General features: G+C 43.8%; 21 protein-coding genes. 16 read left to right on the plus strand and 5 right to left on the minus strand.

Annotated features, from left to right (window positions below):
* Positions 1–505 precede the first annotated feature (505 nt).
* Positions 506–1,852, minus strand: coding sequence for a phosphoglucosamine mutase (gene glmM, locus ACSAZL_RS19340; RefSeq protein WP_440946198.1), 1,347 nt, complete (start codon positions 1,850–1,852; stop codon positions 506–508).
* A gap of 313 nt (positions 1,853–2,165) precedes the next feature.
* Here glmM and larE point away from each other — a divergent pair, with 313 nt between their 5' ends.
* The 10 genes from larE to ACSAZL_RS19390 all read left to right on the plus strand — a co-directional run bounded on the left by larE (position 2,166) and on the right by ACSAZL_RS19390 (position 13,430).
* Positions 2,166–3,011: an ATP-dependent sacrificial sulfur transferase LarE gene (gene larE, locus ACSAZL_RS19345; protein ID WP_440946199.1), complete on the plus strand. Its 846-nt coding sequence runs from the start codon at positions 2,166–2,168 to the stop codon at positions 3,009–3,011.
* Between the two features lie 79 nt (positions 3,012–3,090).
* Positions 3,091–3,552 (plus strand): GNAT family N-acetyltransferase, encoded by a 462-nt coding sequence (locus ACSAZL_RS19350; RefSeq protein ID WP_440946200.1) that lies wholly within the window; start codon positions 3,091–3,093, stop codon positions 3,550–3,552.
* Entirely contained in the window at positions 3,513–4,259 is a 747-nt protein-coding gene (locus tag ACSAZL_RS19355) for a DUF531 domain-containing protein (protein ID WP_440946201.1), read from the plus strand. The genes ACSAZL_RS19350 and ACSAZL_RS19355 overlap by 40 nt, the downstream gene beginning before the upstream one ends.
* Positions 4,260–4,369: 110 nt before the next feature.
* Positions 4,370–4,798 carry a hypothetical protein gene (locus ACSAZL_RS19360; RefSeq protein WP_440946202.1) on the plus strand — a complete coding sequence of 143 codons (429 nt, stop codon included), beginning with the start codon at positions 4,370–4,372 and terminating at the stop codon, positions 4,796–4,798.
* 42 nt (positions 4,799–4,840) lie between these two features.
* Positions 4,841–6,022 carry a cysteine desulfurase gene (locus tag ACSAZL_RS19365; RefSeq protein WP_440946203.1) on the plus strand — a complete coding sequence of 394 codons (1,182 nt, stop codon included), beginning with the start codon at positions 4,841–4,843 and terminating at the stop codon, positions 6,020–6,022.
* A gap of 775 nt (positions 6,023–6,797) precedes the next feature.
* On the plus strand, positions 6,798–8,474 hold the full coding sequence (locus ACSAZL_RS19370) for a type II/IV secretion system ATPase subunit (RefSeq protein WP_440946204.1): 1,677 nt from the start codon (positions 6,798–6,800) through the stop codon (positions 8,472–8,474).
* A gap of 11 nt (positions 8,475–8,485) precedes the next feature.
* A complete protein-coding gene (locus ACSAZL_RS19375) occupies positions 8,486–10,474 on the plus strand; it encodes a type II secretion system F family protein (RefSeq protein WP_440946205.1) in 1,989 nt (662 codons plus the stop codon).
* Positions 10,475–10,507: 33 nt separating this feature from the next.
* Complete coding sequence (locus ACSAZL_RS19380; protein WP_440946206.1) at positions 10,508–11,485, plus strand: type IV pilin N-terminal domain-containing protein; 978 nt, start codon at positions 10,508–10,510, stop codon at positions 11,483–11,485.
* A gap of 60 nt (positions 11,486–11,545) precedes the next feature.
* Complete coding sequence (locus tag ACSAZL_RS19385; RefSeq protein ID WP_440946207.1) at positions 11,546–12,478, plus strand: type IV pilin N-terminal domain-containing protein; 933 nt, start codon at positions 11,546–11,548, stop codon at positions 12,476–12,478.
* 31 nt (positions 12,479–12,509) lie between these two features.
* A complete protein-coding gene (locus tag ACSAZL_RS19390) occupies positions 12,510–13,430 on the plus strand; it encodes a DUF7289 family protein (protein ID WP_440946208.1) in 921 nt (306 codons plus the stop codon).
* Positions 13,431–13,937: 507 nt separating this feature from the next.
* Here the strand turns inward: ACSAZL_RS19390 and ACSAZL_RS19395 are convergent.
* The gene (locus ACSAZL_RS19395) at positions 13,938–14,393 is read right to left on the minus strand and encodes a type IV pilin (protein WP_440946209.1); all 456 of its coding nucleotides are present in this window, start codon (positions 14,391–14,393) and stop codon (positions 13,938–13,940) included.
* A gap of 299 nt (positions 14,394–14,692) precedes the next feature.
* On the opposite strand from ACSAZL_RS19395, the gene ACSAZL_RS19400 reads away from it, so the two are divergent.
* The 6 genes from ACSAZL_RS19400 (at position 14,693) to ACSAZL_RS19425 (ending at position 19,615) form a co-directional block, all read left to right on the plus strand.
* The gene (locus ACSAZL_RS19400) at positions 14,693–15,172 is read left to right on the plus strand and encodes a type IV pilin N-terminal domain-containing protein (RefSeq protein ID WP_440946210.1); all 480 of its coding nucleotides are present in this window, start codon (positions 14,693–14,695) and stop codon (positions 15,170–15,172) included.
* Positions 15,173–15,293: 121 nt separating this feature from the next.
* Complete coding sequence (locus ACSAZL_RS19405) at positions 15,294–16,274, plus strand: type IV pilin N-terminal domain-containing protein (RefSeq protein WP_440946211.1); 981 nt, start codon at positions 15,294–15,296, stop codon at positions 16,272–16,274.
* 3 nt (positions 16,275–16,277) lie between these two features.
* The gene (locus ACSAZL_RS19410) at positions 16,278–17,255 is read left to right on the plus strand and encodes a DUF7289 family protein (RefSeq protein ID WP_440946212.1); all 978 of its coding nucleotides are present in this window, start codon (positions 16,278–16,280) and stop codon (positions 17,253–17,255) included.
* A 35-nt stretch (positions 17,256–17,290) separates the two neighbouring features.
* On the plus strand, positions 17,291–18,208 hold the full coding sequence (locus ACSAZL_RS19415) for a DUF7289 family protein (protein WP_440946213.1): 918 nt from the start codon (positions 17,291–17,293) through the stop codon (positions 18,206–18,208).
* A 234-nt stretch (positions 18,209–18,442) separates the two neighbouring features.
* Positions 18,443–18,778 carry a hypothetical protein gene (locus ACSAZL_RS19420; protein ID WP_440946214.1) on the plus strand — a complete coding sequence of 112 codons (336 nt, stop codon included), beginning with the start codon at positions 18,443–18,445 and terminating at the stop codon, positions 18,776–18,778.
* A 111-nt stretch (positions 18,779–18,889) separates the two neighbouring features.
* Complete coding sequence (locus tag ACSAZL_RS19425; RefSeq protein ID WP_440946215.1) at positions 18,890–19,615, plus strand: formate dehydrogenase accessory sulfurtransferase FdhD; 726 nt, start codon at positions 18,890–18,892, stop codon at positions 19,613–19,615.
* Between the two features lie 161 nt (positions 19,616–19,776).
* On the opposite strand, the gene hisB is transcribed toward ACSAZL_RS19425, so the two are convergent.
* The 3 genes from hisB to hisG form a co-directional block, all read right to left on the minus strand.
* Positions 19,777–20,352, minus strand: coding sequence for an imidazoleglycerol-phosphate dehydratase HisB (hisB, locus tag ACSAZL_RS19430; protein WP_440946216.1), 576 nt, complete (start codon positions 20,350–20,352; stop codon positions 19,777–19,779).
* A gap of 71 nt (positions 20,353–20,423) precedes the next feature.
* Positions 20,424–21,161 carry a 1-(5-phosphoribosyl)-5-[(5-phosphoribosylamino)methylideneamino]imidazole-4-carboxamide isomerase gene (gene hisA, locus ACSAZL_RS19435; RefSeq protein ID WP_440946217.1) on the minus strand — a complete coding sequence of 246 codons (738 nt, stop codon included), beginning with the start codon at positions 21,159–21,161 and terminating at the stop codon, positions 20,424–20,426.
* 126 nt (positions 21,162–21,287) lie between these two features.
* Positions 21,288–22,157 (minus strand): ATP phosphoribosyltransferase, encoded by an 870-nt coding sequence (hisG, locus tag ACSAZL_RS19440; protein WP_440946218.1) that lies wholly within the window; start codon positions 22,155–22,157, stop codon positions 21,288–21,290.
* Between the last annotated feature and the right edge of the window lie 376 nt (positions 22,158–22,533).

Consider the following 22,533-nt stretch of genomic DNA (forward strand, 5'->3'; position numbering starts at 1 on the left):
CTTATTTTAGATTAACGCATAATAAATAATAATCAAACAAATAGAGATTATAAAATAAAATTTGTAGAAGAAAAACATCCAGAAAGAGCAGTTTGCAAAACTAAAGCTTATACAAAAGCACAGAAACCAATTAGTGATCACTTAATGATTACTTAATGATCACTTAATGATCACTTAATGATCACTTAATGATCACTTAATGATCACTTAAAATGAAAAGCTAAAATCAGATCAGGAACTCAGAGCAAATTCATCTTTTTTGGCTCCGGTTTCCGACTTCAGGTCGACATGGTCAAATTAAGAAAGGAAGATTAAAGCTCAAGTTAAGAAAGGAAAGATAAGGTTCAAATTAACTTGAACCTCACATGAATTTTTTCAGTCCTGTAGATTCGTTTCCCTGTAGGTACCTTCATCACTACCCGGCGACTTCACTACTCTGAAGCTCTACTTCGGGTTGTGTTGAGAACCTGCATTCCGGAAAGATACTGCTGGCTAAAATTACTTTTCAGGCTTTTTCCGCCTTTAAGACCATTCCCAGACCTTCATGCATTAATTCTTCTGCCCTCTCCTGCTTTTTTGCCTCGGCAAAGATCCGGAAAATAGGTTCCGTACCCGAAGGGCGTATAAGGACCCACCCATCGTCATACCAGATCTTGACCCCGTCGATTGTATCTGTTTTGAGCCCAAGGCTTGAAGTCTCATCCCGGATTTTTCCCATAGTGCCCGTAACATCCCCGGAAGGCGTTTTGGTCTTTGCATTGAAGTACACGGGTACGCTTTTGGTTATTTCGGAAAGCTTTTTTCCTCCGGCAAGGATCTCAAGGATTTTGGCGCATGCCATTGCTCCGTCCCGGCAGTACTGGTGTTTGGGGAAAATAAGGCCTCCATTGCCCTCGCCTCCGAAAACGGCACCTGTTTCCATCATCTTTCGGGCAACATTGATCGAACCGACTGCAGTCCAGTGAAGTTCAACCCCTTCTTCCTTTGCGACGTCAGCCATGCGCTGGGAAGAACTTACCGGAGTAACTATCGGTCCTTTTTCACGCTCAAGTATATATTTCGCCATCATGGCAAGCAGGACTTCTTCATTCACAAATTCCCCTTTTTCGTCCATAAAGACTATTCTGTCCGCATCCCCGTCATGCGCTGCCCCGAAGGCTGCCCCGGTCTTTTTAACAAGATCCGAAAGCTCGGTCAGGACTTCAGGCGTGGGTTCCGGGTTTCTCCACGGAAATGTCCCGTCAGGTTGAGCCCCGAGAGTCAGTACCTCACAGCCAAGTTCCCTGAGCAGGAAAGGAAGAGTAAGGGAACCTGCTCCGCAGCCCGTATCCACAACGACCTTAAATTTTCGGCTGCGTATGGCTCTGGAATCTACTGCGCGGATTATGTTTTTAATATAATAATCATTAACTGACGGATCAATCCTGAAACTTCCTGTTTTTTCCCATGAAACCGTCGAAAATTTGCCTGAAAAATAAATTTTTTCAATGTCCCTTTCCCCATCCCTCGGGAACTCTGAACCGTCTCCTGCAATAAACTTAATTCCATTGTACTCCCTGGGATTGTGAGATGCCGTAATAACGATCCCGGCATCAGCATAGTCGCGCACATAGTACTGAATGGAGGGAGTAGGGACGGTCCCAACATCAATCACACTCAGGCCTGTTGCGAGAGCTCCGGCAATTGCTGCAGACTTCAGCATCTGGCCAGAAATCCGGGTATCGCATCCTATTGCAACCGTGCCCTTTGATCCCATATATGTGCCGAGGCTTTTGGCTAAATTGACTGCCAGTTCAGGACTTACATATTCATTGGCAATACCGCGCACACCGTTAGTTCCGAATAATTCCATCTAAGATCTCCATTTCTTCATTTGCATCAAAATTATACTATTATAAGGAAATTAGGTTCTAATTAGATTTATTCTTGAAACCAGAGCCCTGATAGGAAAACAAAGCTTCGGTACAGGGAGATTAAAGTATGAAAGATTAAAGTATATTTGAAGTTGAGCATCGTTTGAAATGGTGTTGTTTCGAGAACTTTATAATGTCAGGAAAAATACCGATTAAAGTACACCCGTATGTCCCAATTGTGGCTGCCGCAAGGCACCTTCTGACTATAGGACTGGAAAATACATATATCTTATTAGCTGAAATTCGTAATTAATGGATATCGCGAAGATCAGGATGATAAGAGAGGCTATAAAAGCCAGAGAAAGTGCAATCATTGCATTTTCAGGGGGAGTGGACAGTTCAACTCTTGCAGCCCTCGCATTTGAGGAGCTCGGGGAAAAAGCCCTTGCCGTAACTATAGATTCTCCCCTTTTTCCCAGGCAGCAGCTCGAAACTGCTGCCCAAACAGCCTGTGAAATAGGAGTTCAGCATAAGATCCTTCCGTTCTCCCTAACCAGCGTGCCCTATTTTTCCGCAAATACGATTAATCGATGCTACTTCTGCAAAAAAGCCCTTCTTGAAACCCTGGTAGAGTTCGCGGAGAAAATAGGATACAATGTCGTGCTTGAAGGAACAAATGCTTCGGAAATAAAAGGGGAAAACCGCCCCGGGTACAGAGCAATTGAGGAAGCCGGGGACAGGATATTTTCCCCGTTTGTGGAGTTCAATGTTACAAAAGAAGAGATCCGGGAGATTGCCTCGAATCGAGCCCTTTCAGTAGCCAGCAGACCATCGGCAGCCTGCCTTGCAACCCGTATTGCTTATGGACAGCCTATCACCACTGAAGCTCTCGAGAAAATAGAAAAAGCCGAAGACTATCTTTTAGCTCTGGGTTTTACGCAATTCAGGGTAAGGATGCATTCCAATCTTGCCAGAATAGAGGTTACCGACGAGGAGTTTGAAGACGCAATCCGCAAAAAAGAAAAAATATCCAGGCACCTTAAGAGCCTCGGCTTTGACTATGTAACCCTCGACCTTGAGGGTTTCCGCTCAGGGAGTATGGATGAACCCCACCTGCGGAAAATGGCTGAGGAAGCAGAAGAAACGGAAGAAGGATGAGCTCAAAAGAATAAGATATCGAATAATAGGATGTCCGTATGAGCCTGATCAACCATAAAAAAGCTGCTACCGAAGAAATATGACAGAAATTTTAATCCGAAAAGCTGAAAAAGAAGATCTTCCTGCAATCCAGAGGCTCCTCTCAACTTATTTTCTGGACATAGAAGAACTTGAGCCCGAGGACTTTGTGCTTGCCGAAAGAGAAGGAAAAGTGGTAGGATGTGCTGCCCTTATCCGAAACACGGCAGATGAGAAGAACTACCTGGAACTCCACTCCATTGCCGTGCATCCAAACCTTCGGGGAAAAGGGATTGGGGCAAGGCTTATGGAGTACCTTATAAACACAGTTGAAGAACCTGAGACCCCTGGGACCCCTGCACTTGAATTATATGTACGGACGACTGCTCCGGGCTTTTTTGAAAAACTCGGTTTTATAAGAATGCAGGACTCTGAAAAATTGCTTTTCTGGGAGGACTGCAGAAAGTGCGAGCATTTTGAGAAGTGTGCACAGCATTCCATGAGGTATTTTCGAGTTTCCTGAGAGAACAGGGTTTCCTGAGAGAACAGGGTTTCCTGAGAGAACAGAGTTTCCTGAGAGAACAGAGTTTCCTGAGAGAACAGAGTTTCCTGAGAGAACAGAGTTTCCTGAGAGAACAGCCCCGATTAAGGTTAACGAAACCTTATTTTACAAAAAAACATATGAAGCAGCTTATGCTCACTCTCGGAATCGTCAATACCTACGACAAGATCAAAGTTCTCGATGCGCATTACCGTGCAATTGCCAGAGCCGCTCCAATCTGCCATGCTTTTGGGTTCCACCTTGCCCTTTATGACTTCCCTTTCAAAATGACCGCAGAAGAGTTGGTCGAGTTCGTAATGGAGAAAACCACCATAGGAGAATCGGGAAGTTATCTCAAGATCCTTTACGAAAAAAACCACCTTTCAGTTGCCGACCTTCCAAAGAAAGGCTTTCCTTCTCACTTCGGAGAGATCGTAATCACCACTTCAAAGCCAGACCCGAAAAGGAAGGTCCTGCCTGTGAAAATAGCTGAAGAAGCATTACGCAACCGTTCATTTCTATTTCTTGTAGGCCTCGGGCACAAAGGACTTCCAAAAGAACTTTTTGAAAGAGGGAAATACCATCTTGATATTACCTCGAAGGGGCTTTCCCTTGAGACGTGCACTGCAATCGGGGCTATACCTGCCCATCTCTCAGGGCTCATGGAAAATCTGGAAACAAAGAAATGAGCGTTGAGCTTGAAATTCATGAGCTCTGAAGACAAAATGGATACCGGAGCAGCAGACCTTAAATTAAAATGATCCAAAAAATTTTAAGGCAATTTAAAAAAAATTCCGGAATGGATATATATTGCGAATTACAATTAATACTTGTTGTGGGTAAGAACGACACCTGCTGCGCTGCCGCGGGCCTGGAGCCGGGAGAACTGGAATTCCAGCCTGCATTTAAAGGGCTGACATTCAGAAGCGAGGAAATCAGATACATTCTGGAGGAATTTATTATTCTGGAGTATTGGAAGATCTACCTTAATCTGGAGGCTTGCATCCGGAAAGAACAAAATTCCAGCCCTGAAGCAAGCGCAAGCATTGAAGAGACAGGAGGAAAACTTATGAGTGAGCTGAATCACGAAGAAAGAAAAAGAAGTGAATATAGATACAAAAATCGTAAAAACGGCTACCACACCGTTGTAAAAGGCTGTACAGACAGCCTCGACTCAGATGAATTAGACCTTTACCGCTTTATGATAGGCGGTGTGCAGGGTAAATAACCTGCATAAGCTTTTTTTATTTCTCATTCCTAGAAGGGAAGCATGTACGATGTATATGCGGTCCGTGAAGATTTTCCTGTTCTAAAAGAAGTCGTGTACCTTGACAGCACGGCAACCACCCAGACCCCGGTTCCGGCTGTTGAAGCCATGGTAGAATATTTTTATAAGTACGCCGGTAACCACGGGAGAGGAGCGCACCGCCTTGCAAGGGAGACCACAAACCGCTATGAAGATGCGCGGGAAACTGTTGCCCGCTTCCTTAATTCAGAGCCTTCAAAAACAGTGTTTACGAAAAATACGACCGAAGGGATCAATCTTGTTGCAAACAGCTATCCCTGGGAAGCAGGCGACCAAATTGTTACAACCATGCTCGAGCACCATTCAAACCTCCTGCCCTGGCTGCGCCTGCAGGAGAAAGGGGTAAACGTGACAGTTGTAAACCCGGACCGTAGAGGCATAATTGATCCTCAGATGATAGAAAATGCCCTCACCGACAGGACAAAACTCATTGCCGTAACGCACATATCAAACGTTTTCGGCTCTGTCCAGGATGTCAGCAGGATTACGAAACTTGTCCACAGAAACGGAGTAAAAATCCTGATTGACGGCGCCCAATCTGCAGGCCATATTTCAGTGGACCTGAAAGCACTCGGATGTGACTTTTTTGCAACTGCCGGACACAAAGGGCTGCTCGGCCCGCAGGGTACTGGAGTACTCTACATCAGAAACCCTGAAGTGCTTGAAAGCGCCTCAGTAGGAGGGGGCACGGTTTCGGACGTCAGCGGGCTTTCATACACGCTCGAACCTTCTCCTGCCTGTTTTGAAGCCGGCACTCCGAACATCCCCGGGGTTATCGGGCTTGGGAAAGCAGTGGAGTATGTGGAAAAAATAGGGGTTTCCGAGATTGAGAAGCACGAAGCGAAACTCTCCGGGGAAGCCGCAAAGAGGCTCTCCGAACTCGAGCACGTGGAGGTTTACGGGCCTGAAAACCGGGCAGGAATCGTACCTTTTAACGTGAAAGGGCTTCATGCTCATGATGTCGCCCTGATTCTTGACCAGACAAGAAAAATTTGCGTTCGCAGCGGACACCACTGTGCAATTCCTGTTACTCGCTTCCTGGAAGTGGAAAGCACTGTCAGAGCATCTTTTGCACTCTACAACACCGAAGAAGAAGTAGAGATACTTGTAAATGCTGTCAACGCGCTCAAAGCTCTTGTATCCTGAAAACTGTCAGTATCTCGAATCCTGAAATTCCTGCACCCGAACTTACCCTTTACCCTGAAACTACCTGTATTCCGAAACTACCTGTATTCCGAAACTACCTGTATTCCGAAACTACCTGTATTCCGAAACTACCTGTATTCCGAAACTACCTGTATTCCGAAACTATCGGTATCCTGAAAAATGGTTTGTTCTGAAAAGCTACCAGATATCGCAAAAGGAAAAATATTACATGTGCTTTCTGTTACAAAAATGAGAGAATGGCGATTCCGGAAAAAAAGCTCTTCTTTGAACTTACTCCTTCAGGAATAAGAGGCGCATAAGGTTTCGAAAACCAGTTTAAGGCCCAATTTAAAAGTTAGAGATAATAGGAGCCGAAAAATTTTCCTCACTAAAATTTTTTCTCGAATTTTTGGCCATTAAAAAAATTATGGCGCATTTATGAGTTTGTATCAGGTTTTACAGGTCTGCAGGATCTAATTTAGAATTATTTCGAGGTCTAATAGTGGCTCTGAGAGTACATAATTTTTAAACTTATTCCAAAAGTCTTATTTAAGTTAAAATCGGAGATCTGTATAAAAAAATAAATTAGTTACATAATAAATAAATTAATCTGTAGATAATCCAGATAATCGGAAAAAACGAATTAAAAGAAAAATTAAACGTTTTTTTGAAGGGAAAATAAATAATAAAATTTATAAAGATATTAATATATGATAGAAAGATTTTATAAGATGTTGAGGGTATATAGCTTAAGGAGAAATCTGAAGGCGAGAGTATGGATGAAGTAACAGAAATCTCGGAAAAGAAAAGTTTTATTTCGGGGTTATTCGGGAAAACAGGCGATAGTAACTCCATTTCAGATATACTGAAAAGGGCTAAGAGTTATTTTGATAAGCCTTTGAGGAGCATGCCGGCATACGACCCGGAAGAAGATGGACCGCTTGTGGAGTTTGAAGTACCTGAAGGAATGAAGGAAATAGAAAGGTACTGGCTCCAGGAGCCTTATGCTCTTGTGTCCATCCTCGAAGACCGCAGAACAAGGTACTACAAGCTTATTGAACCTGCCCTTACAAAATTTGAGAAGGAATTGCTTGAAAGAATTTATGAGGATTTTCAGGACATCCTGATTTTGAATTCTACAACATCTAAAATAGAAAAAGACTCGCTCCTTGTGGACAAAACCCTTTTACTTCTTGAACGTTATAAAGCTGAAGTTTCGTCCTCAGCCGTTCACAGGATAATGTATTACCTGAGAAGGAACCTGCTTGGTTATGAAAAAATCAATCCTCTTCTTTATGATCCTTATATTGAAGACATATCATGCGATGGTGTCGGAATTCCGCTCTATATTTATCATACGAGGTATCTCAACATTGAAAGTAATATTTCTTTTGAAGAGGAAGAACTCGACTCCCTCGTAATCAAGATGTGCCAGCTGAATAACAAACATATCTCTGTCAGCCAGCCAATCGTTGACGCAACAATCCAGGATGGGTCAAGGCTTCAAGCTATGTTAGGAAGAGAAATCACTCCTCGCGGCAGTTCGTTTACCATCCGTAAGTTCAGAAAAGATCCGATAACACCTATCGATTTGCTAGGCTTTAAGACGTGCGATATGGAAATGCTGGTATACCTCTGGCTGGTCATTGAAAACGGCTACAATATGCTTTTTGCAGGAGGGACGGCTTCAGGAAAAACCTCGATGCTTAACGCCACGTCCCTTTTCATGCCTTCCACAGCCAAGATCGTCTCTATAGAGGATACGAGGGAACTCTTACTCTACCATAACAACTGGGTCTCGGGTATTGCAAGGGAAAGCTTTGCCTCGGATGCTACCGGAGAAGTTTCCATGTTTGACCTTTTAAGGGCAGCCCTGAGACAGCGTCCTGATTTCATCATTGTGGGTGAAGTAAGAGGCAGTGAAGCTCTTACGCTTTTCCAGGCAATGTCAACAGGACATGCAACGAGCTCGACAATGCATGCAGGAGATGTACAGACTGTTATAAACAGGCTTACCCACGAACCCATAAATGTGCCTCATCTTATGCTTCAGTCGCTTGACGTACTCTGTATCCAGGAACAGGTGTACATAGAAGAGAAAAGGGTAAGGAGGACGAGGAGCCTTGTAGAAGTTCTTAACGTTGACCCTGAAACAGGAGACCTTGGCATAAACGAGCTTTTCAACTGGGAGCCTTTTGGAGACAGTTTCCTGAAAGTTGGGGACTCCTATCTCATGCAGGAGATCATGCATGTCAGAGGATGGGATACAGTCCAGTTGAGAAGTGAAATCGAAAACCGGAGAAAGATCCTCACTTACCTCTATGAGAAGAATATGAGGAGCTACATCCAGGTGTCTCTTGTAGTGCAGGCATATCAGAGTTATCCGAAAATGGTTCTGGAAGCTATAGAAAACGACACCCTGCAAAGTATGATACAGGACATGGTCGCTTAAGAGAGGGGAGCATGACTTACACTTCCGCGGACGAACTGGCATACAGGACTTTCGGAGATTTTTTTTATAAAAATAAAGAAAGTTTCAAGGAGCTCAAAGTAAAGATACGCCACTCCCATATTCCAATGTCAGTGGACCAGTATCTTGCATCAGCCTTCATGTACTCGCTCTTCGCAGGCATAATAGGGGGTATTTTCGGGTTATGGCTGGGACTGAAGACTTTCGGAGACCCGATCTCTCGCCTCAGCCTTTTTGTGGATTCCACAAGGGCAGGCTTTGCAGAAGAATACCTTTATTTGCTTGCGATATTAGTCGCCCTTTTGTTATTCATTATAAGTTTTCTTGTCGTCTTTGGAATGATATACATTTACCCTTATTTCCAGGCAGATATCCGGAACGCCTGTATAGATAAGTCCATGCTTCCGGCGGTAACTTACATGTATGCCCTGACCAGGGGAGGCATGTCAATTTATGATGTTTTCAGGTCTCTGAGCAGTTATACCCATATCTTTGGCACAAGTGCGGAAGAAATCTCCTATATTGTGCGGGATATGGACTACCTGGGAAAGGACTTTATAACGGCCCTTAAAGAAGCAAAGGAACGCACCCCTTCGGAACGTTTCAAGGATTTTGTTGATGGCTTGATCCTTGTTTCAAGCGGTGGGACCGTAATCGAGTACATTAGAAATAAATCTGAACAGTACCAGGAGATGGCGGATCTTGCAAACCGCAACCTGTTAAAGAGACTGGACGTCCTTGCAGAAGTCTATGTGACCGCGCTTGTCGCAGGCCCGTTATTTATAATGACAACCCTCGTAGTGCTGCAGTTTTTCAGACCGGCTTCAGCCCAGATCCTTTACATGCTAATTTATGTCATAATACCCCTTGCGACGCTGCTCTTCATCGTGCTTCTCGATACGGTGGGAGAACTCTCCATGAGTCCGGAAAAGGGCAGTGTTCCCGAGTATCCCATAAACCTTTACGATATCCCGGAGCTCAGCTCGGAGCTGAGTGCAGGAGAGGAGGAAAAGAGGGACAAAAGGTTAAAGCTGTACAGACAGTTTTACAATATCAGAGACCTGGTTTTTAACCCGTACAGGACCATTCGCGACGAACCCAGATATACCTTCTTTTTCGGAATCCCTCTAGGGCTTTACTATCTTACCCATCTTCCGAATACTCTTAAAGAAAGTCTCAATTTTAGTTTCCACTGGAACCCGAACTTTGCTCATATCAGTGACAGCAGTGTCCAGTTAATCAGCTCTGTTGACGATTACCTTGTCATTTTCATCATAATCGCACTTATTCCCTTCATCGTATTTTACGAGATCAGGGCATGGAGGATGCGAAAGATTGATGAAAGAATGCCTGACCTTCTGAGAAACCTGTCAAGTATGAACGATTCAGGGATCCTGCTCTCTAATTCCTTAAAAATAATGGCAGAATCCAAAATGGGAATCCTCAGTAAAGAACTCAAAAAGCTAAAAGAAGACCTCTCATGGGGAAATTCAACTTCAAGAGCCCTGATGAAACTGGAAAATAACATAAGGACCGCTTCATCAAGCCGGATTCTCCATACTCTCATAAAAGCAAACGAATCCACAAGCGACCTTAAGAATGTGCTTTCCATTACCGCACAACAGGTCAAAAGCGAAGAAAGGTTAAAAGAAGAACGTTCTTCCGAGATGGTCGTCTACGTCGTCACAATCTACGTTGCTTTTTTTGTCTTCCTTTTCATAGTTTACATCCTTGCCGTATACTTCTTCCCCGAAAGTGCCTCATTTAAAAGCTCTTCCCAGGGGATAGGATACGGAGGAATCGGAAACAGTTACTTCAACATAGAGGAGTACTCGATGCTCATGTACCACTCAGCCCTTGTCCAGGCTTTTACCTCCGGGCTCGTTGCCGGAAAGATGGGGCAGGGTTCGGTGTATATGGGCCTGAAGTACAGCGTCAGCATGATGATAATAACCTACATGGTCTTTACGATGTTTGTTTGAGTTTGAATTTAAGACTAAAGGGAGTGGAAAAGTATGAGAGGTTTGGAGTCCGGGGAAAAAGACCTCATTAAAAAAGAAAACGCAGTATCCGAAATTATGGGGGTGGCGCTCATGATCGGGATAGTGGTAATAATGATCAGTTTCGAGGGAGCCTTCATATTTGCCAGAGGCGGACCGAACGACCTCCCTCATGCAAGCCTTCAGGAATGGATGGATACTTCGGAAGACAAAATTTACCTAAAACACTGCACAGGAGAAGCGATAAAAATAGAAGAGCTGGAAATCGTAGCCAACATCAACGGCAACAGGTATGTCTGCAACTCATCCAGCGCTGCTACGGGGACAGGGAATAACGGCTACTGGGAACTTGGAGAGGTGTTTGAGATTGATACGAAAAGTGAATGGGGTCTTGACATTAAAGATTACGATGAAGTAGACCTCTACCTCATCGATACTCCCACAAAAGACCTGATCCAGAAAAACAGACTTACTACAGATTTCAGAAAAGCACCTTATGTAACCGGATGGATTACTCCGAAAGGAAAATCAATTGATACCTCGGGCGGTTCAGCAAATACGAGTGACGTAATGGAAGAAGAAAAGGACGGAGTAAACTGTACCAAATATATCCCACCTCAAAAAGCCGGGACAGAAACTGACCCGACGATATACCAGGAGTTTAATTTTGGGATTAATCCGTGTCTTTACGGATACAGACCAGGAGACAGCCTCTCAAACGTAACTCTCAAAATAGTCTATAGGGGAAACGATAACTCCCACCTTAAGACGCAGCTGAAATTCTACGACGTACATGATCCTTCGAAGTGGGTCACATATGAAACACTACTACCTGAGTACAATGACTTCGGGGTTGTGTACATGAACCTGACAGATTACGTCAATACTACAGAAGATCTTGCCAACTTCAAAGTAAGGATCGAAGGCGTAACAAATGCAGCTTCCGGAAATAAGGAGATAAACATAGATTATCTGGCTTTATGGATAGAGTGAAATTTAAAAAAGCTGACAAATAAAAATGAGGCAATAAATTTGAGAGTCAGGAGGAATCGAATGCCCAATGTAAAAAAACTCATGGAAAACCGAAAAGCCGTTTCGGAAGTTGTTGGTGAGGTACTTCTGACGAGTATAGCGGTTCTTCTTGTGAGCTCTATTGGGATATTCATCTCCACCTATGACGGGGCCACCGATGTACCCCATACTCAGGTGAGGGAATGGATGAACACAGGGTCGGATACCGTTTATCTTGAGCACAGTGGGGGGGAATTTCTCGAAGTAGAAAACCTTGAGATTGTGATAAACATCAACGGACAAAGATATGTTTACCCGCGAGCCAGAGTTTACTCAAACATAAATAACAATAGTAACTGGCAGCTTGGAGACAGAATCACAATCAATACCAGCAGGGAATGGGGGATAGACATTGAGAGCGATGATGAAATCCAAGTGTTCCTTGTCGATTCCCCTTCAAAGCAGATAATCCAGTACCTTACAGTTTCTTCCGGAGAGGGAGCAATTTCCGGCTGGATTACTCCCAGTAGTGCAAGAGATACTTCAGGAGGTACTGCAACTCCCCTCGATGTCTATATGGAAGGTGACGGCATCAGTACCAGTTACCATGCACCAGGCAGCAGTGACCCGAGTAAGTTTGAAGAGTTTAGTTTTGGAGGAACTCCTGCTTTATGGGGACTTTTTCCCGGAGACAATGTCACAGATGTAACGCTCAAGATTGTTTACCGTGTGGAGGCTAACTCCTGTAAAGATATAAAACTGAAGATATACGACGGCTCTCCGATAGGTAACTGGCATGAAGAGAACATTCCGGTACAAACCGAATTTGCAGAAAAGTCAATTAACCTGTATCCTTACATAAATAATACAGAAGACCTCGCAAAGATCAAGGTCCAGCTGGTAGCAGTAGAAAACTCGGCTGTGTCTGCTGATAAAAGGCTTAACGTTGATTATATGGCAATATATGCAAATTAAAAAATATTCAAATGAAGAGAGGAGGATAGGCATGGGGAAAAGGGGCTTTAAAGCAATTAACACTTTTTGCAGGTCCGAGTCCGGGGTATCAACTGCAGTTGCTGCAGCCCTGTTGATCGGCATCGTAGTTATTTTTATGACGACTGTCCAGATTAATTATATGCCCGTCTGGAAAGAAGATGCAGAATATGACCATATGTCCGACGTCTGGCAGGACATGTCCAGGTTTAAGTCAAATGTGGACATCATAACCGCAGGGCTTGAAATCAACCCCAATGCCAAGATCATGCTCAACAGCCCCGTCCAGGTTGGTGGAAGTGAAGTCCCTTTCATAAGAAGCACTACCACCGGAGGGAGCCTTGCAATCAACAATGACATTTCCGGCATGTCGATGATAGTGAATACCGATAATATGTCCACCGAATTTGACAGCGGCACAAGCCTTTTCTACACAGGTACAGTTTCTTACCGCCCTGCAAACCTCCATTATGTAGACGAGATGTATTGCTATGAAAACGGAGCTCTTATCGTCTCCCAGGAAGGCAGGTCAGTAATGAAGCTTGCCCCCGGAATCGTGCTGGAAAGAGACACCGGTTCAGTGAATTTTTCGGTTCGAGCCGTAGTCCTTGACGGCCCGCGTGGGGTTCTATCCAGTAATACGGTAGAGGATATAAGGCTGACTTCTCAGTCCTTCGACCCCCTCTTCGACCTGACAGGCCTTGAAAGCTATTATAATATTACATCTGTAGACGTTACGGTCTACACTGAAAATAAGGAAGCCTGGGAGGACTACTTCAGAGATTCAGCTTCCGAGATTAATCTGCACGAAGGCACGGACTACAGCCTCGACAACAGTACCTACACAGTAACTTTTTCACTCTTCCCCGCCGGAGAAGACCTTTACGCTACAGTCTATAGAAGTGTAATAAAAATAGAAACAGGGCTTCAGTAAGAGGCCTTACTCACTTAAAAAAATGATTCTTTCAAATTAACTTTTTTTTAATGCAATAAATACGTGGATATTTTTAAGCTTAAAAAGACATAGAATTTTTTGTAGCATAATTTTGTCAAAATTATTCAAAGTAAAGAAATTACTGAGTAAGAATAGTTATCCAACATACTTTTGGAAAATAAAAATAAGGAAAGGAAAAAGAGAAGAGTTTAGCGTAATAAATAATATTAATGAAGAAATACCGTTTCAAAAAACTAATATATTTGTACTTCATTTTGAGCGCCCTGACATATAAAAATCCAATTTATAATTCTCGCAGAGGGGTTCCCAAAAACATACCTCTATTTTCGAAAAATCTGGTTTCTATGCCATGAGAATCGAACCCTCAAGAAGGGACGTGTAGTCCAAAACTGAGTATAAAGAATATAAACAAATACAAGAATAAAGGGGAAGAAGAAATTTAAAAAAGAAAAAGAAAAGCACCATTAAGGTGCTCTTTATTTAGGATTAGAATCTCAATTCCTTGTCAGCGATAAGCTGCTTGGTCTTGATGTCAACGATCTTAACGGTTGCGAATTCTCCTTGAGTCATAGTTGTGGGAGTAGAAGCAGCAGCATCCATAATAAGAAGAACCTGCGTTCTCCCAACATCGAAAGTATCTACACAATTACTTTTACCTGTATTAATATCGATACTAGTCCCGTCTGCGCGTGTAAGTATGATCTGTGTAGATGCGGAATCGTTTAAGAGAATAGTATCTCCACCAAGGTGTTCTAACTTTATAGCGGTCTGATTAAGCACGATTATGTCAATGTTTGACTGCGGTGCGGATTCGGAAGGTCCCTGGCCGAAGACGGACGAGCCGATTGCGGCGGCGAGGATGACAGTGATTGCAACCATCAGCACGACACCGATAACCGGGGACACTGCTTTATTATCATTAAATATTTTTTTGAGATCCATATGTTTCTCCCTCCTGAGCTAAAACCCCCAGACAGGACAACCTGTCGGAATTTTAACACTTGAATACACATATTTACAATTACTACTTTTTATAACTGCATTCAAAGATATTCTTCATTCATATATAAATTTTTGCTGATACTTTTATAGATTATTTAGTAATTATACTCCTTATTTATTATAAGAGTTTCCCGAGGATCTGAAGGAAGAAAAGACAGTTTTTTAAATAGTCAGATTAATATTCAATTAATAACATTATAGGAAGTTAGGCAAGAAATTTGTAGAAGGTGACTTTTATCGTGGAGGGTAAAAAATACAGGGCACTTGGTCAGGACTGCCAGGCAGTTTCAGAAGTAATAGGACAGGTGCTCATGATAGGCATAGTCGTGCTGGCTTTTTCTTCAATCGCACTTACAGTGTTTTCAGATGGGGGAGCAATGAATCCTCCGCATGTTCCTCGTACCGATTTACAGGAAAACATTGACACGGACACTGGTATTGTGCAGATCATTCATAGTGGAGGGGAAGCTATTGATCTTAAAAAGATCAAGATAATAATCAACGTTGACGGGAAACAAGCAGAGTTCAATATGTCTGACCCGACTGTCAGAGTCTTTGATCCTAAAGGCAACCAGCTGCCCTCTGAAGACGTTTTCATTCTCGGAGATTGCATTATAATCAACTCCAGCAGTAAAATTGATATCACAGATGAAAATGCCACTTATCTCTACTTAGTGCACACGGAATCCAGACAGGTGATTAAAAAAGCAATACTCTGAAGAGAGGGAATTGTTAAAGATTTCTTGCTATTTATAATAGAAAAGTATATTAAACCGGTCAATACACAGTGTCAGATAATCAAATAAGTAAGATGCGGTTTTATAGAGGGTGACTTTTATCGTGAGAGATAACAAAAATCACATAGGACTTGCCCAAGAATGCCAGGCAGTCTCAGAAGTAGTAGGGTATGTGCTCATGATATCTATTGTCGTGCTGGCCCTTTCTGCAGTTGCTCTTACAGTGTTTTCAGAAGGAGGAGAAATGGACCCTACACATACCCCACATACCAATCTACGGGAAAACATTAACACTTCAGAAGACACCGTGCAGATCTTCCATAGCGGAGGAGAGAAAATTGACCTCAAATACATCAAGATAATACTCGAAGTTGACGGAGAGCAGGCAGAATTCAATATGTCTGACCCTGCTGTCACAGTTTTTGATCCCAAAGGCAACAACCTGCCTTCTGATGAGGTATTTACGCTCGGGGATTACATAGTAATCGACCCCAGAAGTAAAATTAATATTACACGCGGAGATGCCGTCAATTTCTATTTTGTGCACACGGAGTCCAGACAGGTGATTCAGAAGACAACGCTTTGGAAAGAGGTCAGGGACTTTCCGGACTGGATAACTCCTCATACATTTCCTGATGGAACAGCATATGATAGTTACACGGAGAATTGGCTGGATACGGAGTTAGTCAATGAAATCGACGAGGAATCCACAAGCAGCTTCATACCACAAGACGGAGTGATATACGAAAACTTCACTTTTGGCATAGATACGGGGGAGATGGGCATTCCAGAAAGCACATCATTTACCAAAGTTATCCTGAAAATCGTCTCTACACGACACGACAACAGTGCGAAGAAGATGATACCGGAAATATATAATGGATCCCAATGGACCTCGTTTGCTCCCATCTCCTTTCACGGTTCAAATGACTATGTGGTAACAGAACTCGACATAACAGAATATGTGAAAAACACCACAGAACTAAAAAATCTCGAAGTCAGGATATCCGCTGATGGGCATGCGAGCGATAACAGTGGAAAAACTTTCTGGGTGGATTTTGTAGGTATCCACCTGGAGTATTAACTTATGAAGAAGGGCATCCAGATAAGGGGTCAGAAGCATATGAGAGAGAACATTTCAAAAAATTCACAGACAAGCAAGCCCTTTTTTCTCCGTTCGGAATCTGCATCATCAACGGTTGTAGGAGCAGTTTTGCTACTTGCGATCATTGTTAGCGTATTTTCGGTGGTAAGAATTGGCTACATTCCGGAGTGGAAGAACGATGCGGAATATTCCCACATGAATGATGTCTGGGAGGACATGGCAGACCTCAAATCAAAAATCGACTTGATGACCATAGCCCTGGCATCAGAACCAGATTCCCCGGATACTGAAATTACTATGAGCGTACCTTTCCATATGGGAGGAGGAGATCTTCCACTTATCGGAACCATAAAGTCCAGCGGGACTCTTTCGGTAAACAAGAACGAGTGTGAAATAAACATAGTTACAGATTCCGACGGGAATTGGAACAAAACAATCACCTGTGGTGCTGTAAGCTACACTTCACAAAACAGGTATTACGTGGATCAGAACTTTATTTACGAAGGAGGGGCTTTGGTCCTTTCCCAGGGGGAACGGTCTTCTATGATGCTTTACCCTTCGATTCGTTTCTCCAGAACACCGGCAAATGAATATAATGTTTCGCTACACGTTGTGGAGATCGATAAAAATGTGTATGCCCCTGCCGACATCATATCTTCAAATACAGGATGTTCTCTCCGCCTCACTGGCAAAGAGTTTGAGCCCCTTTATGACAGCGAGAAGGACAGTTCAGGTAATATAGATTCCTTCACTTTAACGGTTAATACCAGTTATCCTGATGCATGGCACCTGTACCTCCAGGAAACAATAGCAGATGCCGGGATAACTGATTACACCACACTAACCCAAAACGAAAACAATGTAAGTTTAACCTTCCCCTCCGGATCAGGCGGAAAGGATCTGAACAGGCTCTATGTGAGTAAGACAATAGTAAAAGTAGAGCCGGGAATAGGCATCTAAGCTGAGATCATAAACCAGAAACGGGGGAAAAAGAAATGGATCGGAAAAGCTTGTTCAAATCGGAGTCCGCCGCCTCAATCGCAATTGCAGCTGTGCTGCTTTTGGGGCTTGCATTCACTATAGTCTCCATAGTCAAACTAAATTATGCCCCGGAATGGAAAATTGATGCGGAAAGAGACTATAGTTATGATGCATGGAGCAGTATGGAGGATGTGAAAACCAGGGCAGACATATTCGCTCAATTCATGGCTTCGGATAGCAATTATTCGGAGTATGGGCTTTCAGCAACTGTTCCTTTACGCATGGGAGGAGGAGAAGTCCCAGTGTTCGAACCCTCTAAATCTAACGGTAAGCTTGCAGTAAACAACGAAGATTGTGTAATGAGTATAACTCTTGCCAAGCACCCTGATGATCCTCGCACAGTTGCCTGCGGAGGTGTCACCTATTATTCAGAAAACAGGCAATACCCCGATCAGGCATTCAGGTACGAGAACGGAGCCCTTATCCTTGCTCAGGGAGAAAACTCCCGGATGAGGCGCAACCCTTCATTCAATATACAGGAAAATGGTACTAGCGGTAATTATACAGTTACCATTAATGCCGTCAACCTTACAGGAGAACCTGAATCCATATCATCCAGCACCTTCACTGCCCTGCGTCTTACAGGATGCTCAATAGACCCGGTTCTCAACAGCGATGACTACCTGAACGAAAGCGTAGACTCTTTTAACCTGACCATTTTCACCCGCTATACTGATGCTTGGGCCACTTACCTCAACAATACGGCAAAAGAAGTAGAGCTCAAGTACGAAATTGATTACACCATTAACTCCACGGATGATCATGTGTGTCTCTCTTTCCTCCCCGGCAATAATACCTATAACATCTACGTCAATAAAACCGTACTTTGTGCAGAATTCGGGGCTGGGAGCAATTTCAATTATACCAGTTAGGGAGCTGAAGGCGGAACAGAAACCGCAGAAGAAGACGGAAGGTCAGGGCATGGAAATAGAGTAATATTAAACAAAAATGGATTTGGAGGAGTTATTTCTTCGGATACTTACATTCAATTCAAAAACAATGGACAATGGGACTATATAAAAATAGACAACAAAAAGAAAAATCTTGGGAAAGGCCAAATTGTAAAACTTGTAATAGATGGAGACCAGACTTCTGGGACTGCAGATATGAACGCAAATGATATATCAGACTTTAATTTTAAGGTCAAAATGTATATTGATGGCGAATTAAAGGGCCAGGGAGAAGTTACTGGAATATGGATAGACAATTATTCGGACTATGAATCAACTTTAACATACAAACTTCCATCTTATTTATCCGGTACTCAATTACAGGTTGATGGAAACATCCTGATCGATGGATGGTGGCCAGAAAATGACTCTGCAGTCAATCTATACAACATAGGACCGTCACCTACCAATAATGAGTTCTTAAGAATCGATTTTAACTCAGGAAGTACCTACATCGACTGCAGTGCAGACTATGAAATTATAAACAGTTAACAGTCGAAAGAAGAGATTGCAGGGACATTCAAAGGCTAAGCAGGCGATAAACAATGAACCGCTATCAATGAAATAATAAGTCTGGAAAACGTATCGGGATTCAGACCGAAAATGCCTGAAAGATACACCACACCTTACCCTGCCAGAAGAATCCATTCCGACGGCAGGGCAGAAGACACGGAAGTACTGCTTGCAAGGGAATACCCTGTTAAACTTTTTCTGGATGGGAAACCGTTTACGACTCTTTTTTCCTCTCCTTTTGAGCTGAAAGAACTTGCAGTAGGGCATCTAATTACGGAAGGAGCTATCAGTTACGGAAATATTGCAGGAATTGAAGTTGAAGGCGATGAAGTCCGTATCCTGACTCAAAAGGAAAGCCGTCCCCCCAGAGATGAGGCGTCTTCGACGCAGATTTTCGTAGAATCGGATACTATTTTTGACCCGGAAGCCATTTTTGCAGGCACAGGGCACCTTGAATCTGAGACTTACAAACTTACCAGAGGCACCCATCTTGCCGCCCTTATAGACAGAAAAGGAAAACTAGCAGTCCAGATTGTTGATATAGGCAGACACAACGCCGTAGACAAAGCAGTGGGGGCTGCATTCCTCCGGGAGATAGACCTCTCACAGCACTACATGCTTTCCACAGGCAGGCAGCCTGCCTACATGGTGACAAAAGCGGCTCGTGCAGGAATCCCCCTTGTTGCCACCAAAGCCATGCCCTTTGACTCCGGAGTGAAGGCTGCAAAAAAGGCAAATATGTGCCTCGTTGGGCAGCTCAGACCGGAAGCAATGCTGGTCTTTGCAGGCGAGTGGCGGATCAAAACAACAAAATAAAGAGCTTAAAGATTTAAACTCAAGAATTGCCGCCAAACTTATCCATAAGTTAGTCCTCTTGAGCGAGCGGAGCGAGTGAAAAGGACAGCGTACTGTTGCGATTACATCGCAACTCCCATGAAATCTCCTATTTCATGTGATCCCGAGGCGCAATTCGGGTGTTATAGAGTGCCTTTCGTACTTTTTATTTCTTTGCCTTCGATTTTTACAGCCCTTTTCATTGCATAGGCAAAAGCCTTGAAGAGAGCTTCGATCTTATGGTGGTCATTATCCCCATAGACACTTGCATGTATGGTAATTTTTGCATTTGAGGCAAGGGTTTCGAAGAAGTGCCGCACCAGCTGGGTACTGAACTGTCCTACCTGAGGACTTGAAAACTCAGCTTTAAGGACAAGATAGTTGCGCCCTCCGACGTCCAGCGCAACTTCGGCAAGGGCTTCGTCCATAGGGATTCTGGCTTCCCCGAAACGGGCGATACCGGCCATGTCTCCAAGAGCTTCGGCAAGAGCCTTTCCGAGGACTATTCCGACGTCTTCTACCATGTGATGTTCATCAACATAGAGGTCGCCTTCGGCACGCACCTTAAGGTCAAAACCCGAATGCTTTGAAAAAGAAGCGAGCATGTGGTCAAAAAAACCCAACCCGGTGCTGATGTCTGCAATGCCTTTACCATCAAGGTTCAATTCAAGCTGGATGTCGGTTTCCTTTGTCTTGCGGGAGATTCTGCCGGTTCTCATACACCATCACATTCTTTTTAAATTTCTTAAATACTTTGTCCCGAATTACCTGTAAGTCAATCATCTAAAAATCAATCATTTAAGATAGTTTTGATAGCATCTTCAAGGGTGAACCTGCCTGTGTAGAGGGCACTGCCTACCACAACTCCTGAGGCTCCGGTCTGCTTTAAAACCTTCAGGTCTTCGAGAGAACTTACCCCTCCAGATGCAATCACAGGGATACTAACAGATTCCACAAGTTCCCTTGTAGGGACAGGGTTTACCCCCTGCATTAGTCCTTCGGTGTCGATATTCGTGAAAAGAAGGCTTCCGGCTCCAAGCTCTTCAAACTTTCTGCCCATTTCGACAGGGGTTTGCGCGCACTCCTCAGTCCAGCCTTTGATCGAGATTTTCCCGTTCTTTGCATCCAGCGCAACGTTTACACATGAGCTTCCAAAGGCACTGGAAAGCTGTTTTACAAGTTCGGGGTTCTGAAGGGCAGCGGTCCCGAGAATTACCCTTGAAACTCCAAGCTCAAGCAGGGAAGCCGCATCTTCAAAGCTCCGGATTCCTCCTCCAACCTGGATGTCCACACCTTTCTCCCTGCAGGCCCGGACTATCTTTTCAATAATAGGGGCGTTTTTTCGTTTCCCCTCAATTGCTCCGTCAAGGTCTACCAGATGAAGGGTCTTCGCTCCTTTTCCGACCCAGTCGAGGGCAACTGCGAGAGGGTCGTCAAGGGACACGATCTCACTGCCAGGTACACCCTGCACCAGCTGAACGCATTTTCCTCCCCTCATGTCCACTGCAGGAATTACTTCAAAAGCCATAGAAAGCCACATCCTCGGATATCTGCAAAAAACATCTTTTCTATCAATTTTAAGCCTTCACTATTTTCAAGGCTGTTTCCTTTAAGGGCTATTTTAAGGGCTATTTCCTTTAAGGGCTGTTTCCTTTCAGGGCATGATCCTTTCGATGGGAACGACAAGAATATCCCTTGCACCGACATTCCTGAGTTTGTTCACGATGGTAAAGATCAGGTCTGCGTCCACAACGGAATGAACGGCAAGGAAGGATTCTTCAGACGACCTGCTGGACTCAACCTTCATTACTGTCGGCCCGGACATTCCAGGGAGGATCTCTTTTACTGCTTGAAGGGATGCTTCGGGAACGTTCATCATCAAATAGCGCTTTTTCTTTGCATTAAGCACACTTTCGAGTGCGGTTTTTATGTCCAGGATTTTCTCCTTTTCCCTGAGGCTTTTTTTGTTCGCTATCAGATGGACAGTGGAAGAAAAGACTGTGTCGATAGCTTTCAGGTGGTTTATCAGGAGAGTGGTCCCTGAACTCGAGATATCTACAATGGCATCTGCAATTCCCACATGAGGAGTCATCTCGCAGGCTCCGCTGACCGTTATAACTTCGACGTTGATTCCAAGGTTTTTGAAGTACTGGCGCGTGATCTCCGGAAACTCGGTTGCCACTTTTTTGCCTTCAAGGTCCCGGGCGCTCTGGAAAACAGAGTCCTCGGGGACAGCCAGAACAAGGCTTGCTTTCCCGAATTTAAGGTCCAGAAGGGCCTCAACGTCTGCCCCTCTTTCCGTAATAAGATCCATGCCCGTAATACCTACATCCGCAGCTCCGTCCTGCACATACTCAGGTATATCAGCAGCCCTGGCAAAGAGAATATGAATATCCGGGTCCGTAGTTTTTGCAAAGAGTATTCGGCTTTCGGCTCCTCCGCTAATGGGAAGCCCTGCATCTTTAAAAAGAGACATTGTGGGTTCGTGAAGGCGCCCTTTATTGGGTATTGCAATGCGAATCATCTGCTATGTCCTCTAATGAGTGATCTGTCGGGAAACTTACCCCGGGTATGCTCGTTCCGTATAAAACATTTATCCAGAATACTCTTGTATAATATAGACTTCACGGTAAGGCTCAGTGTAAACCTTTTTCCCGAAACCCCCATTGATGAGGAGAATTCGGCCCAAAATTAGAAAATTTTTACACAAAGGAAATGGGCTAATTTTTAGGATCTGAAGCTAAAAAGCGGCTGTTTTAAAATGAGTATAACCTCCAGTAATGAATATATGGGAAGCATTATATAGCCGAAGTAATTTAATAGGAACAGACTATCGAGTCATATAAATAATATTATTAATGTTACGGTAACATCCACCATTAGTTTAAGAATTATCCCCG

Origin of the sequence: Methanosarcina mangrovi (genome assembly GCF_052057765.1) — an archaeon.
GTDB lineage: Archaea > Halobacteriota > Methanosarcinia > Methanosarcinales > Methanosarcinaceae > Methanosarcina.